Annotated in this window: 24 protein-coding genes and 1 pseudogene; 18 read left to right on the top strand and 7 right to left on the bottom strand. The window is 42.8% G+C overall.

All coding sequences use genetic code 11. From position 1 onward, the window contains the following. Nucleotides 1-89: 89 nt before the first annotated feature. The 3 genes from clpX to tig form a co-directional block, all read right to left on the bottom strand. Nucleotides 90-1,361 (bottom strand): ATP-dependent protease ATP-binding subunit ClpX, encoded by a 1,272-nt coding sequence (clpX, locus tag XBJ1_RS07030; protein WP_012988138.1) that lies wholly within the window; start codon nt 1,359-1,361, stop codon nt 90-92. A gap of 143 nt (nt 1,362-1,504) precedes the next feature. Further along, a complete protein-coding gene (clpP, locus tag XBJ1_RS07035) occupies nt 1,505-2,128 on the bottom strand; it encodes an ATP-dependent Clp endopeptidase proteolytic subunit ClpP (protein ID WP_012988139.1) in 624 nt (207 codons plus the stop codon). A 258-nt stretch (nt 2,129-2,386) separates the two neighbouring features. Continuing rightward, on the bottom strand, nt 2,387-3,691 hold the full coding sequence (tig, locus tag XBJ1_RS07040) for a trigger factor (RefSeq protein ID WP_012988140.1): 1,305 nt from the start codon (nt 3,689-3,691) through the stop codon (nt 2,387-2,389). 50 nt (nt 3,692-3,741) lie between these two features. Here tig and XBJ1_RS21765 point away from each other — a divergent pair, with 50 nt between their 5' ends. Then, the gene (locus XBJ1_RS21765; protein ID WP_038198613.1) at nt 3,742-3,921 is read left to right on the top strand and encodes a hypothetical protein; all 180 of its coding nucleotides are present in this window, start codon (nt 3,742-3,744) and stop codon (nt 3,919-3,921) included. 154 nt (nt 3,922-4,075) lie between these two features. Here the strand turns inward: XBJ1_RS21765 and bolA are convergent, their stop codons facing one another. Next, nucleotides 4,076-4,399, bottom strand: coding sequence for a transcriptional regulator BolA (gene bolA / locus XBJ1_RS07050; protein WP_012988142.1), 324 nt, complete (start codon nt 4,397-4,399; stop codon nt 4,076-4,078). A gap of 243 nt (nt 4,400-4,642) precedes the next feature. Between bolA and XBJ1_RS07055 the strand changes: the two genes are divergently transcribed. The 9 genes from XBJ1_RS07055 (at nt 4,643) to XBJ1_RS07095 (ending at nt 14,526) form a co-directional block, all read left to right on the top strand. After that, complete coding sequence (locus tag XBJ1_RS07055; RefSeq protein WP_012988143.1) at nt 4,643-5,221, top strand: lipoprotein; 579 nt, start codon at nt 4,643-4,645, stop codon at nt 5,219-5,221. 72 nt (nt 5,222-5,293) lie between these two features. Then, nucleotides 5,294-6,796 (top strand): muropeptide MFS transporter AmpG, encoded by a 1,503-nt coding sequence (gene ampG / locus XBJ1_RS07060; RefSeq protein ID WP_012988144.1) that lies wholly within the window; start codon nt 5,294-5,296, stop codon nt 6,794-6,796. 263 nt (nt 6,797-7,059) lie between these two features. Further along, on the top strand, nt 7,060-7,827 hold the full coding sequence (locus tag XBJ1_RS07065) for an outer membrane protein OmpK (protein WP_012988147.1): 768 nt from the start codon (nt 7,060-7,062) through the stop codon (nt 7,825-7,827). A gap of 350 nt (nt 7,828-8,177) precedes the next feature. Further along, the gene (gene cyoA, locus XBJ1_RS07070; RefSeq protein WP_038198615.1) at nt 8,178-9,143 is read left to right on the top strand and encodes a cytochrome o ubiquinol oxidase subunit II; all 966 of its coding nucleotides are present in this window, start codon (nt 8,178-8,180) and stop codon (nt 9,141-9,143) included. A gap of 4 nt (nt 9,144-9,147) precedes the next feature. Beyond that, nucleotides 9,148-11,130, top strand: a complete 1,983-nt coding sequence (gene cyoB, locus XBJ1_RS07075) for a cytochrome o ubiquinol oxidase subunit I (RefSeq protein WP_012988149.1) — start codon at nt 9,148-9,150, stop codon at nt 11,128-11,130. After that, nucleotides 11,130-11,741, top strand: coding sequence for a cytochrome o ubiquinol oxidase subunit III (locus XBJ1_RS07080; protein WP_012988150.1), 612 nt, complete (start codon nt 11,130-11,132; stop codon nt 11,739-11,741). Before cyoB ends, XBJ1_RS07080 begins: the two co-directional genes overlap by 1 nt. Next, a complete protein-coding gene (locus XBJ1_RS07085; protein WP_012988151.1) occupies nt 11,741-12,073 on the top strand; it encodes a cytochrome o ubiquinol oxidase subunit IV in 333 nt (110 codons plus the stop codon). The genes XBJ1_RS07080 and XBJ1_RS07085 overlap by 1 nt, the downstream gene beginning before the upstream one ends. A 13-nt stretch (nt 12,074-12,086) precedes the next feature. Next, entirely contained in the window at nt 12,087-12,971 is an 885-nt protein-coding gene (gene cyoE / locus XBJ1_RS07090; RefSeq protein WP_012988152.1) for a heme o synthase, read from the top strand. A gap of 187 nt (nt 12,972-13,158) precedes the next feature. After that, nucleotides 13,159-14,526: an MFS transporter gene (locus XBJ1_RS07095; protein WP_038198617.1), complete on the top strand. Its 1,368-nt coding sequence runs from the start codon at nt 13,159-13,161 to the stop codon at nt 14,524-14,526. 108 nt (nt 14,527-14,634) lie between these two features. Here XBJ1_RS07095 and XBJ1_RS07100 read toward each other — a convergent pair whose 3' ends face one another. Both XBJ1_RS07100 and XBJ1_RS07105 read right to left on the bottom strand, forming a co-directional pair. Further along, nucleotides 14,635-16,131 (bottom strand): glycoside hydrolase family 18 protein, encoded by a 1,497-nt coding sequence (locus XBJ1_RS07100; protein ID WP_012988154.1) that lies wholly within the window; start codon nt 16,129-16,131, stop codon nt 14,635-14,637. A 283-nt stretch (nt 16,132-16,414) separates the two neighbouring features. Then, nucleotides 16,415-16,906: a YajQ family cyclic di-GMP-binding protein gene (locus XBJ1_RS07105; RefSeq protein WP_012988155.1), complete on the bottom strand. Its 492-nt coding sequence runs from the start codon at nt 16,904-16,906 to the stop codon at nt 16,415-16,417. A 209-nt stretch (nt 16,907-17,115) separates the two neighbouring features. On the opposite strand from XBJ1_RS07105, the gene panE reads away from it, so the two are divergent. Then, nucleotides 17,116-18,030 (top strand): 2-dehydropantoate 2-reductase, encoded by a 915-nt coding sequence (panE, locus tag XBJ1_RS07110; RefSeq protein WP_012988156.1) that lies wholly within the window; start codon nt 17,116-17,118, stop codon nt 18,028-18,030. Beyond that, nucleotides 17,990-18,163: pseudogene (locus XBJ1_RS22405) on the top strand (DJ-1 family protein); the annotation flags it as partial. The gene panE and the pseudogene XBJ1_RS22405, both read left to right, overlap by 41 nt. 135 nt (nt 18,164-18,298) lie before the next feature. Here XBJ1_RS22405 and thiI read toward each other — a convergent pair. Then, nucleotides 18,299-19,747 carry a tRNA uracil 4-sulfurtransferase ThiI gene (gene thiI, locus XBJ1_RS07115; protein ID WP_012988158.1) on the bottom strand — a complete coding sequence of 483 codons (1,449 nt, stop codon included), beginning with the start codon at nt 19,745-19,747 and terminating at the stop codon, nt 18,299-18,301. Nucleotides 19,748-19,976: 229 nt separating this feature from the next. On the opposite strand from thiI, the gene xseB reads away from it, so the two are divergent. The 6 genes from xseB (at nt 19,977) to XBJ1_RS07145 (ending at nt 26,147) form a co-directional block, all read left to right on the top strand. After that, nucleotides 19,977-20,234, top strand: a complete 258-nt coding sequence (gene xseB / locus XBJ1_RS07120; protein WP_012988159.1) for an exodeoxyribonuclease VII small subunit — start codon at nt 19,977-19,979, stop codon at nt 20,232-20,234. Between the two features lie 4 nt (nt 20,235-20,238). Beyond that, a complete protein-coding gene (gene ispA / locus XBJ1_RS07125; protein WP_012988160.1) occupies nt 20,239-21,156 on the top strand; it encodes a (2E,6E)-farnesyl diphosphate synthase in 918 nt (305 codons plus the stop codon). Nucleotides 21,157-21,352: 196 nt separating this feature from the next. Beyond that, a complete protein-coding gene (gene dxs / locus XBJ1_RS07130) occupies nt 21,353-23,218 on the top strand; it encodes a 1-deoxy-D-xylulose-5-phosphate synthase (protein ID WP_012988161.1) in 1,866 nt (621 codons plus the stop codon). Nucleotides 23,219-23,235: 17 nt separating this feature from the next. Continuing rightward, nucleotides 23,236-23,970: a radical SAM protein gene (locus XBJ1_RS07135; protein WP_012988162.1), complete on the top strand. Its 735-nt coding sequence runs from the start codon at nt 23,236-23,238 to the stop codon at nt 23,968-23,970. Between the two features lie 65 nt (nt 23,971-24,035). Then, on the top strand, nt 24,036-25,409 hold the full coding sequence (locus tag XBJ1_RS07140; RefSeq protein WP_012988163.1) for an ATP-grasp domain-containing protein: 1,374 nt from the start codon (nt 24,036-24,038) through the stop codon (nt 25,407-25,409). A gap of 12 nt (nt 25,410-25,421) precedes the next feature. Further along, nucleotides 25,422-26,147, top strand: coding sequence for a 2OG-Fe dioxygenase family protein (locus tag XBJ1_RS07145; protein WP_012988164.1), 726 nt, complete (start codon nt 25,422-25,424; stop codon nt 26,145-26,147). Nucleotides 26,148-26,149 lie beyond the last annotated feature (2 nt).

Raw genomic sequence — 26,149 nt, forward strand, 5'->3', positions numbered from 1 at the left:
TATGCCTGCAAAAAGCAAAATGAGGGAGAATCCCTCATTTTTATTTTTTCAATACATATTGATAATCAGTATTTCCTACCCTATTTTCATCACTCACCAGAAACTTGGGCATCCGGCTTGCTATATATCAATAATGGCGCTGATTTCTCTTCAACAACCGTTTCATCAACGACAACTTTTTCTACATGTTCCATTGATGGCAGGTCATACATCGTATCCAGTAAAACACCTTCTACGATTGAACGAAGACCACGTGCACCAGTCTTACGCGCCATAGCCTTCTTCGCAATCGCTGTCAGCGCTTCTTTTCTGAACTCAAGTTCAGCACCTTCCAGATTAAACAAAGCCTGATACTGTTTGGTCAACGCGTTTTTTGGCTCTTGTAGGATCTGAATCAATGCATCTTCACTTAGTTCAGTCAATGTTGCCACAACTGGCAGACGGCCAATGAATTCAGGAATTAACCCAAATTTGATCAAATCTTCCGGTTCAGCCTGAGCAAGCAATTCGCCTTCTGTTGCTTTCTCCGACTCGCCTTTAACTGTAGCACTAAAACCGATACCCGAGCTGACATTCAAACGCTGGCTAATAACTTTGTCCAATCCTGCAAATGCACCACCACAGATAAACAAGATCTTAGAGGTATCAACCTGAAGAAATTCCTGCTGTGGATGTTTACGGCCACCTTGAGGAGGAACCGCTGCCACTGTACCTTCAATCAGCTTCAAAAGTGCCTGCTGAACGCCCTCTCCCGAGACATCACGAGTAATTGACGGATTATCAGATTTGCGAGAAATTTTATCTATTTCATCAATATATACAATCCCACGCTGCGCTTTCTGCACATCGTAGTCACACTTTTGCAGCAGTTTCTGGATAATATTTTCTACATCTTCACCAACATAACCAGCTTCAGTCAGTGTCGTAGCATCAGCCATAGTAAAAGGCACATCTAAATAACGGGCGAGTGTCTCAGCAAGCAGGGTTTTACCACTACCTGTTGGGCCAATCAGCAGAATATTACTCTTTCCTAATTCCACACCGTTATTAGTGTCACCATTACGCAGTCTCTTGTAATGGTTATAAACAGCGACTGCTAACACTTTCTTCGCCGTTTCCTGACCGATAACATAATCATCCAGATGTTGACGAATTTCATGAGGAGTAGGCAAGGCGCTACGCTCACGGTGTGGTACTAGTTCTTTAATTTCTTCGCGAATGATATCATTACATAAATCAACACATTCGTCGCAGATATACACTGACGGGCCAGCTATTAATTTCCGAACTTCATGTTGGCTTTTCCCGCAGAAAGAGCAATACAGCAGCTTTCCTGAACCGTCTTTGCGCTTATCTGTCATCAGTCAACCTCACTTTATGAGCTGTTATCCCAGTTTATCTGGCATAACAGAAAATACGCTGTCATTACTCCGCCGAGTAAGGCGCCAACAAAGAAACGCCCTTAAACTTATAGCGTCGGAGTAATAAAGTAATTGTCAATAAATTAGTTGCGCTGGGTAAATATACTATCAACCAAACCGTATTCTACGGATTCTGCAGCTGATAAGAAACGGTCGCGTTCTGTATCTTCGACGATCTTCTCAAGTGGTTTGCCAGTATGTTTCGCCATCAACTCATTCATGCGAGCTTTAACCTTGAGTATCTCCTGCGCATGAATTTCAATATCTGTCGCCTGCCCTTGGAAACCACCTAATGGCTGGTGAATCATGACCCTAGAATTTGGCAGACAGAAACGCTTACCTTTTGCTCCAGCTGTCAACAGGAATGCCCCCATTGAACAGGCTTGCCCCATACAGATAGTACTCACATCCGGCTTGATAAATTGCATCGTGTCATAAATAGACATACCCGCTGTAATAACCCCACCCGGAGAGTTGATATATAAGTTAATATCTTTTTCTGGGTTTTCTGCTTCCAGGAATAACATTTGGGCAACAATTAAGTTCGCCATATGATCTTCAACTGGCCCAGTCAGAAAAATAATTCGATCTTTTAATAAACGGGAGTAAATATCGAATGCACGTTCTCCACGTGCAGTTTGTTCAACCACCATCGGCACCAAAGACATGTTAGGTGCATATTTATCTTGCTTGCCACTGTATGACATTTCCGTCTCCTAATAGAACTCACGCTGGTGCCATTCATAACTGATTCTACTTGAGATAAGCGATGATGACCATGATCCAAAGTTAACTAACAGAGGGCTTTCTCCCCCTAAAAAGTAGTAAGCCCTTACATAATAGTAAGAAAGGATATGAGGTTAAATCTGTTTTTTTCAAGGACAATAAAAAAACCCGCAAGCATAGCCTGCGGGTTTGCATTACTGAGAGAAATTTCATTATCTCAGGTAATCAATAAATGAAACTTATGCCAGTTGATTTTGGTTCATAAGATCATTAAAGCCGACTTCTTTTTCAGAAACTTTTGCTTTATTCAGAACAAATTCAACAGCCTGCTCTTCCAGAGCAATATTGCGGACGTTGTTCAGCATTTCTTTATTTTTGCTGTAGTATTCGATCACTTCTTTTGGATCTTCGTAAGCAGAAGCCATCTCTTCGATCAACACATTAACGCGATCTTCGTCAACTTTCAGCTCATTGCTGCTAATGACTTCACCTAACAACAAACCAACAACAACGCGGCGTTTTGCCTGTTCTTCGAACAGTTCACGTGGCAATTCCAGAGCTTGTTTTTCATTGCCGCCGAAACGCTGAGCAGCCTGACGGCGTAACACATCAATTTCGCCATCAATAACCGCTGCTGGAACTTCAATTTCGTTCGCATTAACCAGACCATCAAGGATCTGAGTCTTGATACGGCTACGAACCGCGTTCTTCAGTTCACGTTCCATATTTTTGCGCACTTCAGTACGCAGACCATCAACAGTGCCGTCAGCAATACCAAAACGTTTGATAAACTCTTCGGTCAGTTCTGGCAGTTCACGCTGTTCAACTTTCTTTAGGTTGATAGCAAACGTTGCAGCTTTCCCTTTCAGGTTTTCTGCATGATAATCTTCTGGGAAAGTCACATCGAGGGTAAATTCTTCACCCGCTTTGTGGCCAACGACGCCCTCTTCAAAACCAGGGATCATACGGCCCTGGCCCATTGCCAGAACGAAATCAGTTGATTTGCCGCCTTCGAACTCTTCGCCATCAACAGAACCAGTGAAGTCAACAGTGACGCGATCTTCCGCAGCCGCTGCTTCATCAGTTTCTTTCCAATCTGCCTGTTGTTTACGCAAAGTTTCCAGCATAGCGTCAACGTCTGCATCTTTAACTTCAACAACCGGTTTTTCAACTTCGATCTCTTCCAGACCTTTCAGTTCGATCTCTGGATAAACTTCAAACTCAACAGCATAAATGAAGTCTTCACCATCTTTAAACTGCTCTGGTTTATAGCTTGGTGCGCCTGCTGGATTAATTTTATTCTCAATGATCGCATTGACGAAATTGCGTTGCATCAGATCACCAAGAACATCCTGCAGAACGGAAGCGCCGTAACGCTGTTTGACGATATTCATAGGCACTTTGCCTTTACGGAAACCGTCGATACGGACTTTTTTCGCTACATTAACCAATTCACTGCTAATTGCTTTTTCAATGTCGGCAGCAGGAACGGTGATTGATACACGACGCCCAAGGCCTTGAGTGGTTTCAACAGAAACTTGCATCTTGTTACCTCAAAAAAATCATAGTGCTCGGTCAACTTCAGAATGTCGTAATGCCTGAAAAACTGGCTGATTACAACACTCATCAAGAACCGGGGCGGTCGTATTTAAAAACCGAGAATCCCTGTGATCAGAAGCGTCCCGAAACCATTCTAAAAATTCAGACGCAGCATTATAGCGACGCAGACAGTATGAGTCGAGAATTGCAGACAGAAGCAGGCAATATTCGTTGACTTCTGTGATAAACATGGCTCAATGACTGCATCACGATATCGTCTATCCGGTGTGAATATATACAAAAATACAGCCCGAAGGCTGAAGTCTAAAATTAAAATCAGATTAATAAAATAAAAAATTAAGCAGGATATATAGTCTAACCCGGAAAAATCACAAACCTGACGTCGTCGTTCTTCCTCCCCGGCATGCAGGCGAAGCTAGAACAGTGTCTCCCAATTCTGCCCACTCTTTTTCCGTATAAGTATGAAGCGCTAAAGCATGTACGCCTTCTTCCAGCTCTTTGGCTAAGACACTATATACTGCGCGATGGCGGTTAAGTACTCGATGATCGACAAATTCATTACTGATCACAATTATTTTAAAATGGCTTTCAGAACCTGCTGGCACATTATGACGATAACTTTCATCGATCACTTCCAGATGAGAAGGCTTAAATGCCGCCTGTAACTTTATTTCTATTTCCTGACGAACCATCCCATTCTCCTTCATCACCAAAGGTTATTTATCAACCATATAATTGATTCTAGTTTATTTCCCGTGAGTTATAACATCAGAGTAGCCAAATATCTTTAACAGAATTTACTTGGGGGTATTTCTCCCTATGTTTCAAGCATTCATTAGGGATATGCCGCTACCAATGGCAATGCTATGATTGCGACTGTTTATACTACCGGTATTAATATATCGGGTATCCGTATCCTGAATGAGAAAATCTACATGCTAAAAAAAATATTTACTTCATTGCTTGCACTTTTCTTTTTAGCTGGCTGTGCAAACTCCGGCAATACATTGGCAATTCAACCAAAAATTACCCTGCCACCCGTAGATCCGACAATGAAAGCGATCACAATCAGTATTAGTGGGGTCGATCATCGTCAATCTCAAGCACTGGCTCAAGTTAACCGTGATGCCAGACTGGTTACCCTGACACCTTCCCGTGATTTACGGTTTTTACTCCAAGAAGCACTGGAAAAGCAAATGGTAGCTCGCGGCTATATGATTGGTTCCCCCGCCAATGCCAACTTACAAGTCGTTGTGAATCAGCTTTATGCCAATGTAAAGGAAGGGAGTCTACGCCACGATATTTCTACAAAAGCAGAAATCTCCATTATTGTTTATGCCCAAGATGGCAGTCAGCAAATCAAAAACTATCGCACTAGCTACAATGTTCAAGGGCCATTAAGTGCAACAAATGCGAAAATTGCTGATGCCGTAAACACAGTTTTATCTGACGTGATCGCAGACATGGCTCAAGATTTGTCAGTCAGCACCTTCATCAAACAAAACGTTCGCTAACAGGAGATGAAAAAACTTTCTGCCAAACTCTGCCCAGTTAGGTAATGTGCAGAAAGTTTTCTTGGGAGGCTCATGACTAATCATTATCTCAATAAGCTATCCACACTACGCAATTATTACATCCTTCTTTTACTAGGTTTTGCCTCTGGTCTACCCCTAGCACTCACGGGAGGAACATTACAGGCATGGATGACAATTGAAAATCTGGATATCAAAACCATCGGTTTTTTCACTTTGGTTGGTCAAGCCTATGTCTTTAAATTCCTCTGGGCTCCGGCAATGGACAGATATTCGCCCTCATTTTTAGGGCGGCGGCGGGGATGGATGCTGGTCACTCAACTCCTGCTTATCGTCAGTATTGCCACAATGGCTTTCCTCAAACCATCTGAACATTTATGGTGGCTCGCAGCATTAGCCGTCTCTGTCGCATTCTTTTCCGCTTCCCAAGATATTATCTTTGACGCCTATAAAACCGACTTACTTTCACAGGAAGAGCGCGGTTCCGGTGCCGCAATTTCCGTTCTGGGGTATCGGATAGCCATGCTGGTTTCCGGTGGTTTAGCATTGTGGCTGACCACCTATATTGGCTGGCAGAATATGTACTTGATAATGGCAGGTATGATGCTCATTGGTGTTTATGCCACACTTACTGCCAAAGAACCAAAAATTAATACAGCGCCACCAAAAACATTACATCAGGCAGTATTAGAACCCTTATCTGATTTCTTTAGCCGAAACAATGCCTGGCTTATCCTGCTATTAATTGTACTGTATAAGCTTGCTGATGCATTTGCGCTCTCTCTCAGTACAACGTTCCTTATACGTGGTGTTGGCTTCACTGCTGCTGAAGTCGGTATGATCAATAAAACCCTCGGTCTGGCTGCTACCATTGTAGGCGCTCTATATGGCGGCTATTTGATGCATAAATGGAGCCTGTTTCGCGCTCTGATGATATTTGGCATTCTCCAGACCGTTTCAAATTTGAGTTATTGGATACTTGCCGTTACTCCCAAAGACATCTACGTGATGGGGGGCGCTGTTTTTCTGGAAAATATCTGTGGTGGCATGGGAACAGCAGCGTTTGTCGCCCTGTTAATGACCTTATGCAATAAATCATTTTCAGCGACACAATTTGCCCTGCTTTCTGCATTAGCAGCAATTGGACGGGTTTATGTCGGCCCGGTTGCGGGGTGGTTCGCTGAATCTCATGGCTGGCCTATGTTTTATCTGTTCTCCATTTTCATCGGATTACCGGGTCTGTGGCTTTTATTTATCTGCCGTAATACACTGACTTATACCGAAAAAAACGATAATTTCATTTCCCGCACATTATTCAAGAGCTATTATCGGATTGCCTTCATTATCATGCTGCTCGCCGCCTCCATATTTATAATTTGGTTAATCTGTAGCTGCCTGATAATTATCATCAGTAGTATTACTCATTTTATCGTCCTCGATGGACTTCAAAAAGCAATTTCGCCCGTATTCTCATTCAGTATCGCAATGGGTACTGTAGGACTTCTATTGGGAGGAGCGCTGGATTATTTAGCTTTGAGGAAAACCAAATTCGCTTAGTGTGTTCCCCCAGAACTCCTACTATAGCATCTTAGATGCGCTTTCTGAAAAAGCCAAAGGTTGGCAGGGTTCAACCTTTGGCTGCCTTATTTTAGTGATAAACTTCACAATAAAAATAAAAACAGCCATTATGTGACTTGGAAAACGTCTTTTTTAAGAGCGGAACATTTATATTCACACTAACAAATATTATTATCCGAATTATTTTATTCCGAACCATTCAAGACATCTTTATTTATCCTAAAACCATATAAAGGGAATTTATGAAAAGACATATTTTGACACTCACCGCAGTTGCTACTGCCTTGGTTTCTGCATCAGCCAGCGCGGAATACCAGTGGGGTTTTGCCAATGTCAGCATGAACTACCTTGACTGGACCAAACACACCACTCAAAAAACAGGGCAGACCTCACATAAAGATGACTTTGCTTATTTGGAACTAGAAGGTGGATCAGAGTTCAGTTGGGGCGAGCTATATGGTTTCCTTGATTTAGAAAATCCATTTAACAGCAAAACTGCACAGCCCGGTGATAACCAGCGCTACACCTTCAAAACCACAGGTCGTTTTTATCTAGGTGATACTGGGTTCAACCTTTATGGTCATGTTTATGGTACCTATTCACTGCCAGGCAAAGCCAACGGTGGCAACTTCCATGAAGTAAATACTCTCTATGGATTGGGCTATAACACCACACTGGCTGGTGTTTGGTTCAAACCTTTTGTCGCACTTCACTATGTTGATCAAACTTTTTACTCAGGTAATAATGGTTATGTCGTAGGCTGGGTTGCAGGGTACGATTTCCAACTCTGGCAAGAAAAATTCAGTATTACGAACTGGAATGAAATTGAGTTGAACCGTAATCAGCGCTACGGCAACGGTGGCCGAGAGGGTATCAATGGTGCTGTCGGGTTATGGTGGACTCCACATCCTTCCTTTACTACTGGGATTCAATATCGCTATGCGGATAACAAATTAGGCGAAGATTTCTTGCAGGATGGCATTGTTTACAGTGTAAAATATAACTTCTAAAATAAATTTAACTGATGAGCAGCAACAAGCTGCTCATCAACACCGATAAACAACGGTTATTATATTGTTAAAAACGCTTGTTTTAGCTTTATTTCCTTTGGTTTTCGTCAATTTTTCCTTTTTAAAAATAGTAAGTTATTTTAAAATAAATACTTATTTTGAACTCTTGGTTAAAATAACTATCTGAAATTAACTTTTTGTTAAACCTTACATCACATGTGATCCCTCTAACATAAAAAGCCTACAAGTTATCTTGCTTCCATTACAATTGTTTACACTCCGGTGACCTTACCGTAGAATGCCCGCACTGATGAAACGACAATAAAGCTTTTGTTATCTGGGGTCGCTCAATGAGACTTATGAAATACAAAAAAACTATTGGGTTGTCGTCATTACTCGCAGCCACTTTAATGCTAAGCGGTTGTGATATGGTATTGATGAATCCCAAAGGGGCGATCGGCGTTGAGCAAAAAACGCTGATACTGACAGCGTTTGGCCTGATGCTGATCGTTGTTATTCCGGCTATCGTAATGGCAATCATTTTTGCTCTACGTTACCGGGAAGCCAATAAATCTGCTACTTACCGTCCAAACTGGGCACACTCAAATAAAATTGAGCTTGTCGTCTGGACTGTGCCTATTCTGATTATCATCGTCTTGGCAACTATTACATGGAAAACGACTCAGGAACTCGATCCATATAAGCCATTGGACTATGAAGAAAAACCGGTAACGATTGAAGTTATTTCCCTTGACTGGAAATGGCTATTTATTTACCCAGAACAAGGCATTGCGACAGTAAACGAAATTGCATTCCCTACCAATGTTCCCGTGAACTTCAAAATCACGTCAGACTCTGTGATGAACTCCTTTTTCATCCCACAGTTAGGCGGTCAGATTTATGCGATGGCAGGCATGCAGACAAAACTGCACTTGATTGCTAACACACCGGATACATATAAAGGGTTCTCAGCAAGCTATAGTGGCGAAGGCTTCTCTGGCATGAAATTTACTGCAACAGCAACACCCGATCGTGAAAGTTTTGAACAGTGGGTGCAGAAAGTTAAGGCATCACCTAAAACCCTGGATACTGTGCAGGCGTTTAATGACTTAGCTGAAAAAAGCCAAAATAATCCTGTTGAATACTTCTCAAGCGTGAAACCAAAGCTATTCCAAGAAACTATCACCAAATTCATGGGTGACATGAAACATGGTGGTATGTTTGGTACGGCAGGTCACGGCAAAACAGAACATGGTGAAGCTGCGGATCATAATATGCATATGAGTCAGCCGGCTCATGCAGGTGTTGAGGAATAAAGGCATGTGGGGAAAATTAACACTGGATGCAATCCCACTACATGAACCCATTATTGTGGTGACTCTGATTGCAATCCTTCTCGGGGGACTGGCGGTTGTCGGTACCTTAACTTATTTCCGTAAATGGAAATGGCTCTGGAGCGAATGGTTAACCAGCGTTGACCATAAAAAAATCGGTATCATGTATATCGTCGTTGCCATGGTCATGATGGTTCGCGGTTTCGCTGATGCCATCATGATGCGTGGACAGCAAGCTCTGGCTTCCGCAGGTGAAGCCGGCTTCCTGCCCCCGCACCATTATGATCAAATATTTACCGCCCACGGCGTTATCATGATCTTCTTCATGGCAATGCCGTTCGTTGTCGGTCTGATGAACATCGTAGTACCCCTGCAAATCGGGGCGCGTGACGTTGCTTTCCCATTCCTGAACTCACTGAGCTTCTGGTTATTCGTTGTCGGTGTCGTACTGATCAACCTCTCCCTCGGTGTAGGTGAGTTCGCACAGACAGGCTGGCTGGCCTACCCTCCTCTATCGGGTAAATTATACAACCCCGGGGTTGGTGTTGATTATTGGATATGGAGTCTCCAGCTCTCCGGTATCGGTACATTGCTGACGGGCGTTAACTTCTTCGTGACTATCCTGCGTATGCGTGCGCCAGGGATGTCTATGATGAAAATGCCTGTTTTCTCATGGACCGTACTGTGTACTAACGTACTGATTATTGCAGCATTCCCAATCCTGACAGTCACTGTTGCACTGTTAACTCTGGATCGTTATATGGGCACCCATTTCTTCACCAATGATATGGGCGGCAATATGATGATGTACATCAACCTGATCTGGGCTTGGGGCCATCCAGAAGTTTACATTCTGGTTCTGCCTGTCTTTGGTATATTCTCTGAAGTCACAGCAACCTTCGCGAAAAAACGTCTGTTTGGTTATACCTCTCTGGTATGGGCGACGATTGTTATTACCATTCTGTCGTTCATTGTATGGCTGCACCACTTCTTTACGATGGGCTCTGGCGCGAACGTCAACGCCTTCTTTGGTATCGCCACGATGATTATCTCTATCCCAACTGGGGTTAAGATCTTCAACTGGCTGTTCACCATGTACCGTGGTCGTATCGAATTTAAAACCCCAATGCTGTGGACTGTTGGCTTCCTCGTCACTTTCTCCATTGGTGGTATGACAGGTGTTCTGCTGGCCGTACCTGGTGCGAACTTCGTTCTGCATAACAGTTTGTTCCTGATTGCTCACTTCCATAACGTTATTATTGGTGGTGTGGTATTTGGCTGCTTCGCAGGTACTGCTTACTGGTTCCCGAAAGCGTTTGGTTTCACACTGAACGAAAAATGGGGTATCCGTGCATTCTGGTTCTGGATCACCGGTTTCTTCGTAGCCTTTATGCCACTGTACGCACTGGGCTTCATGGGCATGACCCGCCGTCTGAGCCAAGATATCGACCCTGCATTTCACACTATGCTGGTTGTTGCAGCGGGTGGCGTTGTCTTAATTGCTCTTGGTATTCTGTGTCAGGTTATTCAGTTCTACGTCAGTATCCGTGACCGTGAACAAAACCGTGATCTGACTGGTGACCCATGGGGTGGCCGTACTTTGGAATGGTCAACTTCATCTCCGCCTCCATTCTATAACTTTGCTGAAGTTCCTCATATCCAGACTCGTGACGCATGGTGGGATATGAAGGAGAAAGACACTGCTCATAAACGTCCGGCTAAATATGAAGAAATTCATATGCCTAAAAACACAAGCGCGGGCATCATTATCAGTGCGTTCCTCCTGATCTTCGGCTTTGCCATGATCTGGGATATCTGGTGGCTGGCTATCGCAAGTTTCGCCGGTACTATCATCACTTGGATCGTGAAAAGCTTTGACGAAGATGTTGATTACTACGTTCCTGTAGCTGAAGTTGAAAAAACTGAAAATCAGCATTACGAAGAACTGAGAAAGGCAGGTGTGAAATAATGTCGACTCAAACCCTTAACAACACAGCCGCCCATGAGCATCATGGGCACCATGACGTAGGCTCCATGAAGATATTTGGCTTCTGGATCTACCTGATGAGTGACTTGGTTCTGTTTGCAAGCCTGTTCGCCACTTATGCAGTACTGGCCAACGGCACGGCAGGCGGTCCATCCGGTAAAGATATTTTTGAATTGCCATTTGTTCTGGTCGAAACCTTCCTGCTACTGTTCAGCAGTATCACCTATGGTTTCGCCATGCTGAGCATGAACAAAGGTAAAACAGGCCAAGTTAACTTGTGGCTGTTCATTACTTTCTTGTTCGGCCTCGGTTTCGTTTCGATGGAAATCTATGAATTCCATAAACTGATTTCAGAAGGTTTTGGCCCTGATCGCAGTGCATTCCTGTCATCCTTCTTTGCTTTGGTTGCCACTCACGGTATCCACGTAACTTGTGGCTTGATCTGGATTATTATCATGATGGTTCAGGTTGCACGCCGTGGTCTGACGGAAGTGAATCGTACTCGTCTGAGTTGTCTGAGCCTGTTCTGGCACTTCCTCGACGTAGTATGGATTTGTGTATTTACTGTCGTTTATCTGATGGGAGCTATGTAATGAGTCATCCAAATACTTCTCATTCCGGTGCCGACCACGGCAGTTTCAAAACCTACATGATTGGTTTTATCCTGTCAGTCATACTGACCGTAATTCCATTCTGGATGGTGATGGATGGCAGTGCTTCCCAGAGCACAATCCTGCTTACAGTTATCGGCATGGCCGTGATTCAGATCTTTGTACATTTCGTCTGTTTTCTGCACATGAACACATCGTCTGAAGAACGTTGGAACCTCGTCGCTTTGATATTCACATTGCTTGTCATCGCTATCGTTGTTGTCGGCTCTCTGTGGATTATGTACAACCTGAACATCAATATGATGGTTGATTAAAGAGTTGACTTGAATGATTAAGCAATACCTGCAAGTGACCAAACCAGGAATTATTTTCGGAAATCTAATTTCTGTGGTTGGAGGTTTTCTACTCGCTTCCAAGGGCGTAATAGATTACCCATTGTTCTTTGCTACGATGCTCGGAGTATCGTTGGTAGTTGCATCTGGTTGTGTATTTAACAACTATATCGACCGCGATATCGACCGAATCATGGAGAGAACAAAAAACAGGGTCCTTGTTAAAGGGCTTATCGATCCGAAAATCAGCCTGATTTACGCCTCAGTGCTAGGTATTGCTGGCATAGTGCTGCTCTATATAGCAGCCAATGCTTTAGCAATGCAGTTAGCCCTCATCGGGTTTTTGATTTATGTTGGGGTTTATAGCCTCTACATGAAAAGAAAATCTGTTTACGGCACTCTGGTTGGTAGCTTGTCAGGTGCAGCACCTCCAGTTATTGGTTATTGTGCAGTAACGGGGCAGTTTGACACAGGGGCACTCATACTGTTGTTAATCTTCAGTTTATGGCAAATGCCTCACTCTTATGCCATTGCTATTTTTCGGTTCAAAGATTATCAGGCCGCCAACATTCCAGTATTGCCAGTAATTAAGGGTATTTCTGTGGCGAAAAACCACATCACTCTATATATTCTGGCCTTTATGGTTGCCACCTTGATGCTGACAATCAGCGGCTACGCAGGTTACAAATACCTCATCGTAGCCGCCGCAGTGAGTATCTGGTGGTTAGGTATGGCATTATCGGGTTATAAAACTGCTAATGATCGTATCTGGGCCCGTAAGTTATTTATGTTTTCTATTGTCGCTATCATGTCTTTAAGCGTCATGATGTCTGTCGATTCAACAGCATCTCCAGAAACTCTTCTGACTTACGTTCGGTAATATCAAGAGGGCAGGGTTTTCCCCCTGCTCTTTTTTCCTTTCCCTTATCTCTTAATTCATTTACAACTTGTTTATTTATAAACGTTATTTTTTATTCATATAATTTAATTACTAATGAGATAATTAGCATTTTACAGTGGCATATTCCTATTTAAGTGAAATGTCATATCGAATTTTCTGAGGTATCATGAACGATAATAAAATGACTCCGCTTGAACTTCGAGCAACATGGGGCTTAGGTTCTGTTTTTTCTCTGCGCATGTTAGGTATGTTCATGGTTTTACCTGTTTTAACGACCTATGGCTTAGAATTACGGGGTTCCAGCGAAGCGCTGATCGGGATTGCCATTGGCATCTACGGCTTGACACAGGCAATATTTCAAATCCCATTCGGATTGCTTTCAGACAAAATCGGTAGAAAACCCCTAATCATCGGTGGGCTGCTTATCTTTGTTCTAGGCAGTATTACTGCGGCTTTGAGCGACTCTATTTGGGGCATTATTATCGGCAGAGCCTTACAGGGTGCTGGGGCAATATCTGCTGCAATCATGGCATTACTTTCTGATCTTACTCGCGAACAGAATCGTACAAAAGCGATGGCATTCATTGGCATTAGTTTTGGTATTACCTTCGCCTTTGCTATTGTTATTGGCCCTATCATCACACACCAAATAGGGTTAAATGGCCTGTTTGGCGCAATAGCGATCCTGGCCAGTTGTGGTATCTTGATCACCTTATTCGCTGTACCTCCTGCTCATAAACACATACTGAATCGCGAATCTGGAATTGCCCGTGGCAGTTTTCGACGTGTGCTCTCTGACTCTCAGCTACTAAAACTCAATTTTGGTATTCTCAGCCTGCATACTTTATTAATGTCGAGTTTTATTGCTCTCCCCCTCATCATGGAAAAAGCAGACTTTCCACCACAACAACACTGGAAAGTTTACTTAATTACTACCCTCATTTCTTTTATTGCTGTTTTACCCTTCATTATCTACGCAGAAAAAAAACGCCGTATGAAACAGGTTTTTTTACTTTGCATCGGCCTATTATTCATCGCCGAATTAATTTTATGGTCAGTGAGCTCACACCTTTGGGGAATTTTTGCAGGTATTCAGATATTCTTCCTTGCTTTTAATATCATGGAAGCTATTTTACCATCACTCATCAGCAAAGAAGCGCCCGCTGGTTACAAAGGTACGGCGATGGGTATTTACTCTACCAGTCAATTCCTCGGTGTCGCATTGGGAGGTTTCCTCGGTGGAATGCTCTATGAACTGCAAGGCGCATCATTGGTATTTATGGGGGGTATTGTGCTAACCGCACTCTGGTTTATTATCAGCCTGACACTACATCAACCACCTTATGTCAGCAGCATCAGAATTGTCTTACCCGATCAATTGAATAATCCTGACATCTTAGAAAAGAAAATATTGTCACAGGCGGGTGTGAAAGATATTGTCATCGCATTAGAAGAACTCAGTGCATATGTCAAAGTTGATACAAAACAGACCAACCGAGAGCAATTAGAACAGCTTGTGCTGTCTCATAAATAATCGCCGCCGTTTGTAATAGAACAGTACGGTGCATAGAAATAATACCCTAGCACCGTACTATGTCTGTATTGGGTAATTTACCCAATACCATGCTTTAAACATAACACTTTATTTGTTAGTTTTGCCTTTATAATAGAAAGGCTCCATGTCAATTTTCTTAATCAACAATGGGCACCCCAGACCTTCACGAGCTGCATTCACTAATGGCCCTCTGTCCTGATCTGCTGTCCAAGTAAATACTCCACCTAGATTTTTTTCCAATGCATATTTTGCTTTGGCTTTCACTGTACGCGGTGTATCCAGTGATATAAACAATTTACTGTTTTGGTTATAAAGATAGTCTGCATCCGCAACTTCATCTGTATAAAGGGTAAAACCATTTCTATCTTGACGAGACTCTAGATTCAAATAATTATATATCGTGTCATACCATTCTGTTGAACCGGACTCAAATGTCCCAGTCGTCGTACCCATTTCAGGGCTATAGCTGCCCGATAATGGTGAATAACTGGTAATATTAGTATTTTTGCCATTACGAGAATATCCAGCATAACCAATATTGATAGCTTGAGATGGCACACCAACACTGAGTAGATACTCAACCGCTTTTTCCACACTATTTTCACTACCAGGATAACGGCGCAAATTAGTATGGTGCCTTAACTTATCAGCCCACGGAGTACCAAAGAAATCATAGGTCATGACATTAATTCCATATAATCCAACCTTTAATAATTCAGGTATTTTGGATTTTTCCATAATATCTGGTACGGCAGAGCAAGCGATACTAATTTTAATATCAGAACGTCCTGCATTCTTAAATGCAGAAGATAAATCTCGGATTAGGCTAATATAATACTCACCGTCTTTCGGGTCGTGCGGGTTATCGTTTCCTTTCGCTCCAGGATATTCCCAATCAATATCTACTTCAGTGAACATGGGGAAGCGTTTAAAGATATCGATCAAACTGGAAATAAATTTGGATTTCAATTGGCTGTTCCTGACCATATTGTAAAAACCATTACTCATGGTCCAACCACCGACGCTGAATGACATTACTAGTTCATGGCCTTGCGCCCTTGCTGCATCCTGTATTTTTGCCAACCCACCTAGCACTCCCATAGATTTGTCCTGCTTGAAATCTCTGGGCATTTGAACGTCTTGCCACCTAGGGAAAGTACAGTTTACATAAGATTGACAATCGCCCCATTCATCGGTAAATGTGACTTCACCATTATTGTAACGACCAAACTTCGGTGCTGCCCGAGAAATTAACGCTTTTTTCTCACCTTGATCACCTACTATCCCACAGAAACCGATAATTAATTTATCATAGGCGAAAGGGTTATCAAGCAAGTGTTGTAAATCAATACCTCTTCCCCGCGCTGAAGGAGTTTGATTACCTTGCAGGCGGCTATCATATTGTGACCAATCAGTATAATAACCTATGACCTTAGGTTTATTTTTAACGTTATATTTATTATAAACGGGTAAAGCAACTCTTCCAGATGTATAACTAAATTTTGTTGTTTCTGTTGCCGAAATAAAATGATCTAAACGGTAAGATTCTTCACTGCGAGGATCCAACTGAGTTAACTTTGACATAAACTCTCCTTTATTTAAAATTAGAATTACATGTCTAACTATATAACTTCGATCATCATCCTAACTCACGCATTTTTAACTTTATACCTCATCATTTATTAGTATTATATTATGAATCGCGTTCTACAAAAAAATAGAAATTCACTCGGAAATTATTTTAAATAAAAATAATCAAGTTTATTTGATGGGAAATTTATTAAGGGAAGCATTAGTAATTACTGAAATTACTCTGCTTCCCTTAAATATTTTGGTCAATCCAAAAAAAACCGTCGATTACCGTAAATTAATCACGGAAATTAGTAAACTGGAAAGGTTGCCCCAACTCTGCACCACGAACCAGTGTCATCACACTTTGCAGGTCATCGCGCGCTTTGCCTGTAACCCGGACTTGTTCACCCTGAATCTGTGCCTGCACTTTCAGTTTGCTGTCTTTGATCAGCTTCACAATCTTCTTCGCCAATGGTGTATCAATACCTTGCAGTAAGGTTGCCTCTACACTAAAGGTTTTACCGCTATGAACCATATTTTCAGCAACATTGAGCACCGAGCCATCAACTCCACGCTTGGCAAATTTTTCACGAAGAATATCAACCAATTGGTTGACTTGAAAGTCAGATTCACTCGCAATCTTAACTGATTCGTTCTTCTCGTTTAATTCAAAACTCGCATTGACGTTGCGAAAATCCCAGCGATTGGTTAATTCTCGCTGTGCGTTCTCTACTGCGTTACGCACTTCCTGCATATCAACTTCTGAAACAATATCAAATGATGGCATTACCAGTCACCTCCTCCTTATCAATAAGTTGGCATGATAACCGCTTTCCATTATTGGCAAAAGATCTATACTCGGGAGGTTCTGCGATCTTTTGGCATTTACGCTACTTTCTGAGCTCGTTTGATTTGAGATCGTTTGATTTAAGGCCGTTTGAAATCAGCATTGTTTCGAGGTTCTCCATAAAAGTGCCTCTCATCTCAAGGAAGTATATGAAAATCACCGTTCTTGGCTGTGGTGCTATAGGTAAACTGTGGCTTGTGGCCTTATCCCAGCAAAATCATGACATTCAAACATGGATAAGGGTTCCACAACCTTTTGTCTCGGTTCGTATCGATAACTTCAATGGTAAGGTATTTGATCAACAATTTCCTGCCAATGACGAAAAACATCTCACCGAAAGCGAATTGTTGCTCGTCTGTTTAAAAGCATGGCAAGTTTCCGATGCCATCAATAACCTCGCCCCTAAACTTTCCCCTCATTGTCCGATCCTGTTACTACACAATGGAATGGGATCACAGGAAGAATTTTTACCTTTGCCCAACCCCATTTTACTTGGTGTGACCACTCACGGCTCCTATCAGGAAAATGGCATTGTTTACCACAAATCGCAAGGTATTACCCATATTGGTTCCGCAACGGCTAACGCCGATAAATTCAGTTTTCTGGCGGATGTCTTACACTATGCACTACCCGATGTGGCATGGCACAATGAAATCCACACCATCAGTTGGCTCAAGCTTGCCGTCAACTGTATTATCAATCCACTCACAGTAATTTATGACTGCAAAAATGGCAATCTATTGCAGCATACTGCGCAAATCGATTTACTGTGCGACGAAATTCACCAAGTGATGGAACGCGATAATCTGCATACGACCAAACAGATGCTTGTTGATTATGTTATGAATGTGATTGAACAGACTTCCGAAAATTATTCATCCATGCTACAGGATATACGAGCACAACGGCATACAGAAATAGATTACATTACAGGTTTTTTACTACGCCGAGCCCGTGCTTATGGGTTGCCCATTAAAGAAAATACTATTATTTATCAATATATTAAACGAAAGGAGGAGGAGTATGAACGCCTCCGCCCTCATCTGCCTGGCTCACGGCAGTGAAGAAACCGAAGCTGTTACCACTATTGATTTACTGGTTCGAGCAGAGATTGATGTTACCGAAAGCGGTACCGCAACAGATGGTACCCTCATACTAACGTATTCACGTAGCGTCAAAATCGTTGCCGATACACCGAAAGGGTCAATTTGCTGCACAGCTAGTATTGCCACTTGGTGTCAATAATTACCAGCATCAGCAATAAAAACCGGATTTGCACAAACTACTTACAAAATATCATTTCTGTAAGTAGTTCTGCGTCCAGATTCCAGATCAAGGCCGATAAATCTTCACGTTTTCGAAACCTTGCTCTCGTAGATAAAGAGCCTGTAAGCGGCTCATAACGCCTCTTTCACAGTAAAGCAGGTAATTTTTCTCTTTTGGCAGATCACCAAACTGAGTGCCCAACTTATAGAAAGGCAATGACTGAATTTCGATTCCATCCATACTTAATGGGCGATCATCTTGCTCATCTGGCGCACGAATATCCAGTAGCACATCACTGGTGGAAAACTCAGTGACTGTTTCCACTTCAACAACCTGCTCACACGCCTGCATTGCAATCTGACGGATATCCATATTTTGAGCTTCGCTTACCACACGATCCAGAATCTCAAAATCAAAATTGGCTTCTTCCGCTTCAATTTTAGCTTTCACCGCTTTCACAGTTGGACTTTTTGAAATCACGCCACAAAATTCAGGCATGGTACGAGCAAAATCTTCCGTACCAATCTCACGAGCCAACTTAATGATGTGCTCTTTATCATGAGAAATCAGAGGGCGGAGGATCAGCGTATCAGAAGCATTGTCAATCAGCCTTAAGTTAGTTAAAGTCTGGCTGGATACCTGCCCCAAAGCCTCTCCGGTCACAATTGCCTGTACACCGTAGCGCTCTGCAATCCTGGAAGATGCCCTGACCATCATTCTTTTCAGTACAACTCCCATCTGGCCGTCATCCACTTTTTCGAGGATCTCCGCGACAACTGGTTCGAAATCAATAGCAACAAAACGGACTTTATGGGAACTGCCAAATCGATTCCACAAATAATGGGCAACCTGTTTCACACCAATTTCATGAGCTGAACCGCCAAGATTAAAGAAACAGTAGTGTACGCGGCAGCCACGGCGCATCAGCATGTAACTGGAAACGCCGGAATCAAACCCACCCGAGATCAACGACAGTACATCTTCCTGTGTCCCGATAGGAAAACCACCGATCCCTTCATGACGAGCTTTAACCAGAATCAGTTTATCCTGTTCAATCTCTAAATTTACCGTCACATCCGGATGCGTTAATTTCACTTTGGCGGATTCAATGTGCTGATTCAGGCCACCACCGACATATCGTTCAACTTCATTGGAAGTGAAGCTATGCTTACCTCGACGCTTTACACGCACACAAAATGTTTTTCCATGCAGCAAATGGCCATAGGCTTCGTAAGCTTGTTCAAAAATATGATGCAAGTCACGAAAATCTCGCTCTTCTACTTGCAGGATATGATGAATACCTGGGATACGTGTTAGTGCATCACAAATTTCTCCACCAAGGTTATCATTTTTAGCTCGAACTTCGATATTATCCCAGTGGCGGACAACAGCAATCTCCTCTGATAATGTTTTCAGCACATTGCGGATATTGCTGGCAAGGATTTTAATAAAACGTAACCGGACGGTCTGGCTCTTAATCGTAATTTCTGGGAATAATTTAATGATAAACTTCATAGTAAGATATAGTAGTCATTCAGTATTGAACTATCACAATCAATATCAATGATTGTTCTTAAGTGTTCAGTTAGATAGGGCGTAGAGTATAACACCAATCTCACTATATCGACTGTAAAAAAACAGCGGTAACGAATGATTTATTTCTTCCAGTGTAGTAGGGTACTCTGCAATTCTGTAGCGAACTTGCTTGACTGTAATTCGTTAAATAATCATACCTTAAATCATTATGCCTAAAGCAAATCAAACATCAGAAATCGAACAGACACCAGCGTTTGAGACTTCCCTGAAAGAGCTGGAGGAAATTATCACTCGTCTGGAATCAGGGAAACTCCCCTTAGAAAGTGCATTAAATGAGTTTGAACGCGGTATTCAACTTGCAAGGCAGGGACAAAAAACCCTCCAACAGGCGGAGCAAAGAGTGCAGATTTTATTGAATCATGATGCACAATCGCCACTTGATGAATTTTCGCCTGACGCTGAGTAAATTTATGTCTGAACAATATAAGGCTCCTTTTGAAGAGCATTTAAGCGCTTGTCAGCAACATGTCAATGACAAGCTGATGGCAACATTTTCTTCATTACCTTTTTTGGACAGCCCATTAGCGACAGCTATGCTGCATGGCGCGGTACTAGGTGGCAAGCGGTTGCGCCCATTTTTGGTTTACAGCGTAGGCGAAATGTTTGGCCTTTCCAGAGAGAGTCTTGATGCTCCTGCTCTCGCCTTAGAATGCATTCATGCCTATTCACTGATCCATGATGATTTGCCGGCAATGGACAACGACGATTTACGCCGTGGTCAACCTACCTGCCATATCAAATTTGGTGAGAGTCTGGCAATTCTGGCTGGAGATGCATTACAGTCATTGGCATTTGAGATACTGGCAAAGCAAGATATGCCAAATATTGCCTTATCCGATCGCCTTGCAATGGTTGCTGAACTGGCAACAGCGAGTGGTCTTGCTGGCATGTGCGGAGGGCAGTCACTGGATTTGGAAGCTGAGGGAAAACAGATCGACCTTGCTACTCTGGAACAAATCCATCGGCATAAAACAGGCGCATTAATATGTACAGCCGTCAGGCTTGGGGCTTACAGTGCTGGGCAACGTGGCCGTGAAGTACTCCCTTTGCTGGATCAATATTCTCAAGCCATTGGCCTCGCATTTCAGGTACATGATGATATTCTGGATGTCATTGGCAATACAGACGTTATCGGCAAACGGCAGGGGAACGATCAGCAACTTGGTAAAAGCACTTATCCTGCGCTATTGGGTTTGGAACAAGCCAAGAAAAAAGCGAGGGATCTCTATGAAGAAGCGCTCGCCGCACTCACTGAACTGGAAAAACAATCCTATAACACCGTGATCTTAAAAAAACTGGCTGGTTTTATCATCGAAAGAAACAGTTAAAAAAGTGAGCCATAACAATCAGCAATCATATTAGTTACTAGTTACATTAATCACTGGTTATATTATTCGTCGATTATAACAGCAATCCAATAATCAATAAAATGGCCTCATGAGGCGAACCCAGAAATTACACACTGATAACAACAGGGTTCTTAATATTCAACTTCTAACGGGATAGCATTTTAACGGGCATAGCATGAGCATTGATATAGCGAAATATCCAACATTGGCATTGGCGGAAACTCCCGAAGAACTTCGCCTGCTACCCAAAGACACTTTGCCAAAGTTATGCGACGAACTGCGTCAATTTTTGCTCAATAGTGTCAGTCGCTCCAGCGGTCACTTTGCTTCCGGCCTCGGCACTGTCGAATTAACAGTCGCACTTCATTATGTTTATAAAACACCGTTTGACAATTTAGTTTGGGATGTCGGTCATCAGGCCTATCCGCACAAAATATTGACCGGACGCCGTGATCACATTAACACTATTCGTCAGAAAAATGGGCTCCACCCCTTCCCTTGGCGAGATGAAAGTGAATATGACACCCTGTGTGTCGGCCATTCATCCACTTCAATTAGTGCTGGATTGGGCATGGCCATTGCGGCAAAACATGAAGACAAAGGCCGCAAGACTGTCTGCGTCATTGGTGATGGAGCTATCACTGCTGGCATGGCTTTCGAAGCTATGAACCATGCAGGGGATATCGATCCCGATATGCTGGTTATCCTCAATGACAATGAAATGTCCATTTCTGAAAACGTTGGCGCTTTGAATAACCATCTGGCGCATCTTCTTTCAGGCAAATTGTATACAACCCTGCGTGAAGGGGGCAAAAAAGTCTTTTCCAACTTGCCTCCCATCAAAGAGTTACTGAAGAAAACCGAAGAACACCTCAAAGGCATGGTCGTTCCCGGAACTCTGTTCGAAGAGCTAGGGTTTAACTACATCGGCCCTGTCGATGGCCATGACGTATTGGCACTGACCCAGACCCTGAAAAATATGCGTGAGCTGAAAGGGCCGCAATTCCTGCATATCATGACCAAAAAAGGCCGTGGTTATGCACCTGCGGAAAAAGATCCCATCGGTTGGCATGCTGTCCCCAAATTCGATCCGGCTACAGGTTCCTTGCCGAAAAGTTCAGATACCCGCCCGACATTTTCCAAGATCTTCGGTGATTGGCTATGTGAAGAAGCTGCCCATGATAAAAAACTGATGGCGATCACCCCTGCCATGCGGGAAGGCTCAGGTATGGTTCGTTTCTCCCGCGAATACCCTGAACAATACTTTGACGTGGCTATTGCCGAACAACACTCGGTCACTTTTGCGGCAGGGCTGGCTATTGGTGGTTACAAACCGATTGTGGCAATTTACTCCACCTTCCTGCAACGTGCTTATGATCAGGTGATCCATGACGTCGCCATCCAGAATCTGCCCGTGCTGTTTGCCATCGATCGTGGCGGCATTGTCGGCGCGGACGGACAGACCCATCAAGGTGCATTCGACCTCTCATTCCTGCGTTGTATCCCAAATATGGTGATCATGGCACCCAGTGATGAAAATGAGTGCCGTCAGATGCTGCATACTGGCCATCACTATCAGGGCGGCCCGGTGGTTGTTCGTTATCCCCGAGGAACCGGAACAGGTGCTGAACTCCAGCCACTGGAAGCATTGCCAATCGGCAAAGGTATCGTTCGCCGTCAGGGAGAACGCATTGCCATCCTGAACTTCGGAACACTGCTACCAGACGCATTGCAATCCGCCGAAGCCTTGAACGCAACCGTTGTTGATATGCGCTTTATTAAACCACTGGATAACCAACTAGTGCTAGAAATAGCCGCCAGCCATGATATGTTGGTCACTCTGGAAGAAAACGCCATCATGGGTGGAGCAGGCAGCGGTGTCAATGAACTGCTGATGCAAACAAGTCAGCCTGTTCCTGTATTAAACCTCGGTTTACCTGATCACTTTATCCCTCAGGGAACACAAGAAGAGATCCGAGCTGATTTAGGGTTAGATGCCAGAGGAATTCAACACGCTATCGAAAAATATCTGGCTAAATAATCTTCAAAAAAGGATGTATGCTCTTTGCAGCAACGCATCCTTTTTTCTTCTGCTCTTTCCTTTCCCAATTCAAAATTTTTCAAAAAACTAATCAGTTATATCAATCTTCAGTGGAAGAAGTGATCCTGAGCGGTGGCGATCCCTTAATGCTGACAGATAACAAGCTGAATGAATCATTGGCCTCCATCCGGGAAATCCGCGATGACCTGCTAATCCGCATTCATTCCCGCGCTTTGACCTTCAACCCTTACCGCATTACAGATGCTCTGATAGAAACATTGAAAAAATACCGCATCAATGCCTTCGGTGTTCATGTCTGTCATCCATTTGAACTCAGCGAAGAATTTCAAACTGCCGTTCGTCGCATCCAAAGTGCCGTACCGATTGTTTTTTCCAATATGCCTTTCCTACGTGGTATCAATGATAACGAAAAAACACTCCACAAGCTGTTTATCGATCTGTATCGCATGGGCGTAAAACCCTACTATCTATATCACTTTATGCCTTTCTCACCAGGTTCTTCTGAATATAAAGCCTCGATCAACGATGCCATCTCTATCATGAGTAAACTCAAACGTCGCATTTCAAATATCGCCTTACCGGAATACGTTCTGCCGCATATGAAAGGTAAATTTACTGTTCCTCTGTTTACTCATCCACAAGAGATGCCCTATTTTGAAACCCTCAATGGCAAACGTTATTACCGCTTTATCAACTGGCAAAACGAACAATGTGAATGGCTGGATAACTAAGCGTTAGCTACTTTTCTCACTGTCCTATAAAAACGAATAAAGCTTATTTATTTTAAGGATGCCAAATGAAACCAAACGCAATTTTGTTTGTTGATATTGATGATGCCGAAATCACGCGATATACCTATCGGGAACCGCACTTTACCGCAGCAAAAGAAATGGGGCTGCTTTGCCTGACCGCAGCACTACAAGGACGCCAGTATGCAGAACGTCTTTCCGCTGATAGTGACGAAGTTTTTTATGTAGAATCAATGACATTGAATGCCTTGCGGGATCTAGTCCACGATTTACTGGATACCTACAACCTGCGCGCTATTTTATGCCATGCAGGCCATGCCTCTGCCAGTGGGCAAGTCGGCTGTATTGTTGCCGAAATATGTCAGGAAATGGAGTTATCGCACTCTTCTTCCAATGCCATTGCCGTCTGTAACAATAAATACCTTATGCGTCAGATACTGAAAAAACATGATATCCGTTCAGTACGCTATGCATTGTGCAATAACGAAGAGGAACTATCTTATCAAGCCAATATGATTGGCTACCCTTTAATAGCAAAACCTCCCTTTGGGGCGTGCTCAGTCTTTATCAAAAAATGTAACAACTGGGCTGAATTACAGGTTCATTACCAAACATTTACAGCCCACTACGAACATTCTAACTACACTGATTTTATGGGTAACCAACAAGAATACGTGACGCCTAAAGGTGAAAAATACATTAGCATTCCAGGAAAAAGCCTGCTGTTGGAAGAATATATTGATGGTATAGAAGGCACGATTGAGTGTGTCATTAACCAACACACTATATATCCAGTCTTGATCAATGAAAAATTGATTCTGACAGAGAAAAGCAACACCGTGCTGGAAAACCTACTCATTACTCCACCTGTATCATTTTCACCATCAGAACAGGAACAAATCAAAAACTACGCTATAGCTTGCCTTAATGCCGTTGGTTTAAACAATGCAATTGCTCACCTTGAATTTCGTATGACTTCCGAAGGCCCTGTCATTATTGAAATAAACCCACGGCTCGGAGGGCTGTTTGTCAACTCGGCTTTCCGTGATCTTGCAGGCCTGAACCCTTATCAGCTTTATCTTTCTATCCTCATACAAGATCAAGAAGTTGATTTTCAACTTACCCAAGCTTGCAAACAAGTAGAACAAGCCACACAACATTACTCAATGATTGTTATGTATCCAGATACAAACGGTCATTTTAAAGGCATCGAAAACCTTCACTATCTCAAAAATCAGCCATGCATACTCGAATGTGTATCTTATGCCAATGACTGCTATATCAACGCGGAAATTGAAGAACATTATCTGATTAAGTGCTGGGCAAAAGTCGAAGGAGCATCCCATGCCCATACGTTGCACAGCAATATGCTAGAAAACGTCAAACCCATCATTATTCCAGAATCTGATTTGATTTCATGAGGCTGCTACACGATGAACATTACGAATATCTCAGCAAATTTAATAAACGAACATTATTGCCATATTCCACATTTCAGTAAATTAATTTCCTGTGATTCAAAAGCAACTAAAACGTTTAAAAACCATTGGGATAATCTGGTTCTGGATCAGAATTTCAAAGACTATACCCACAGGGAGAGGCGTATTCTGCGTTACCACTATCGCCCCGGCATAGAAATCCCCTTTCAGCTCAATCAAGATACTGAATATCGATCATCAGTAACCTATGACATTGAATACAAAAAAGGTGCTAATCAACTCAGTTATGCTGAAGATACATTTATTAACGATCCGATCATGCAGCATATTCTTTCAATGGATATTGCTATTTTAGGTGATCGATTAATAAAAGGTTGCCACTATTCGATTGATATTCATCAATTTCGTGTTAAAGCGTTTGCTGGGAAAGAAAGCCCAACGACTTCAGGTATTCATCAGGACGGACAGGATTGGATCTTTATGCATTTTATTCAAGGCCATAATATTGCACCTGTTATTTCCGAGGTTCATGCAACCACAGATGAAACGCCTCCCTTGCTGCATACCGTGATGGAACAATTTCTAGAAACACTCGCAATAAATGACAGACAACCTTATCATCGAGCAAGCAATATTCGACAAATATCTCCTACAATCACGGCATTTCGGGATCTGTTGCTGGTGACTTTCCGGCAATGCCCTGAACAACAAGAGAGCTAATA

It is taken from the genome of Xenorhabdus bovienii SS-2004, from assembly GCF_000027225.1.
Classification (GTDB): domain Bacteria; phylum Pseudomonadota; class Gammaproteobacteria; order Enterobacterales; family Enterobacteriaceae; genus Xenorhabdus; species Xenorhabdus bovienii_C.

What these genes read in the sequence shown, in the direction of transcription:
- thiI (WP_012988158.1), bottom strand. Translation starts at nt 19,747, where the DNA reads ATGAAGTTTATCATTAAATTATTCCCAGAAATTACGATTAAGAGCCAG.
- cyoB (WP_012988149.1), top strand. Translation starts at nt 9,148, where the DNA reads ATGTGGGGAAAATTAACACTGGATGCAATCCCACTACATGAACCCATT.
- tig (WP_012988140.1), bottom strand. Translation starts at nt 3,691, where the DNA reads ATGCAAGTTTCTGTTGAAACCACTCAAGGCCTTGGGCGTCGTGTATCA.
- cyoE (WP_012988152.1), top strand. Translation starts at nt 12,087, where the DNA reads ATGATTAAGCAATACCTGCAAGTGACCAAACCAGGAATTATTTTCGGA.
- cyoA (WP_038198615.1), top strand. Translation starts at nt 8,178, where the DNA reads ATGAGACTTATGAAATACAAAAAAACTATTGGGTTGTCGTCATTACTC.
- XBJ1_RS07105 (WP_012988155.1), bottom strand. Translation starts at nt 16,906, where the DNA reads ATGCCATCATTTGATATTGTTTCAGAAGTTGATATGCAGGAAGTGCGT.
- panE (WP_012988156.1), top strand. Translation starts at nt 17,116, where the DNA reads ATGAAAATCACCGTTCTTGGCTGTGGTGCTATAGGTAAACTGTGGCTT.
- ispA (WP_012988160.1), top strand. Translation starts at nt 20,239, where the DNA reads ATGTCTGAACAATATAAGGCTCCTTTTGAAGAGCATTTAAGCGCTTGT.
- XBJ1_RS07100 (WP_012988154.1), bottom strand. Translation starts at nt 16,131, where the DNA reads ATGTCAAAGTTAACTCAGTTGGATCCTCGCAGTGAAGAATCTTACCGT.
- XBJ1_RS07085 (WP_012988151.1), top strand. Translation starts at nt 11,741, where the DNA reads ATGAGTCATCCAAATACTTCTCATTCCGGTGCCGACCACGGCAGTTTC.
- clpP (WP_012988139.1), bottom strand. Translation starts at nt 2,128, where the DNA reads ATGTCATACAGTGGCAAGCAAGATAAATATGCACCTAACATGTCTTTG.
- bolA (WP_012988142.1), bottom strand. Translation starts at nt 4,399, where the DNA reads ATGGTTCGTCAGGAAATAGAAATAAAGTTACAGGCGGCATTTAAGCCT.
- XBJ1_RS07055 (WP_012988143.1), top strand. Translation starts at nt 4,643, where the DNA reads ATGCTAAAAAAAATATTTACTTCATTGCTTGCACTTTTCTTTTTAGCT.
- XBJ1_RS21765 (WP_038198613.1), top strand. Translation starts at nt 3,742, where the DNA reads ATGCCTGAAAAACTGGCTGATTACAACACTCATCAAGAACCGGGGCGG.
- XBJ1_RS07095 (WP_038198617.1), top strand. Translation starts at nt 13,159, where the DNA reads ATGAACGATAATAAAATGACTCCGCTTGAACTTCGAGCAACATGGGGC.
- XBJ1_RS07080 (WP_012988150.1), top strand. Translation starts at nt 11,130, where the DNA reads ATGTCGACTCAAACCCTTAACAACACAGCCGCCCATGAGCATCATGGG.
- clpX (WP_012988138.1), bottom strand. Translation starts at nt 1,361, where the DNA reads ATGACAGATAAGCGCAAAGACGGTTCAGGAAAGCTGCTGTATTGCTCT.
- xseB (WP_012988159.1), top strand. Translation starts at nt 19,977, where the DNA reads ATGCCTAAAGCAAATCAAACATCAGAAATCGAACAGACACCAGCGTTT.
- dxs (WP_012988161.1), top strand. Translation starts at nt 21,353, where the DNA reads ATGAGCATTGATATAGCGAAATATCCAACATTGGCATTGGCGGAAACT.
- XBJ1_RS07065 (WP_012988147.1), top strand. Translation starts at nt 7,060, where the DNA reads ATGAAAAGACATATTTTGACACTCACCGCAGTTGCTACTGCCTTGGTT.
- XBJ1_RS07145 (WP_012988164.1), top strand. Translation starts at nt 25,422, where the DNA reads ATGAACATTACGAATATCTCAGCAAATTTAATAAACGAACATTATTGC.
- XBJ1_RS07140 (WP_012988163.1), top strand. Translation starts at nt 24,036, where the DNA reads ATGAAACCAAACGCAATTTTGTTTGTTGATATTGATGATGCCGAAATC.
- ampG (WP_012988144.1), top strand. Translation starts at nt 5,294, where the DNA reads ATGACTAATCATTATCTCAATAAGCTATCCACACTACGCAATTATTAC.
- XBJ1_RS07135 (WP_012988162.1), top strand. Translation starts at nt 23,236, where the DNA reads ATGCTCTTTGCAGCAACGCATCCTTTTTTCTTCTGCTCTTTCCTTTCC.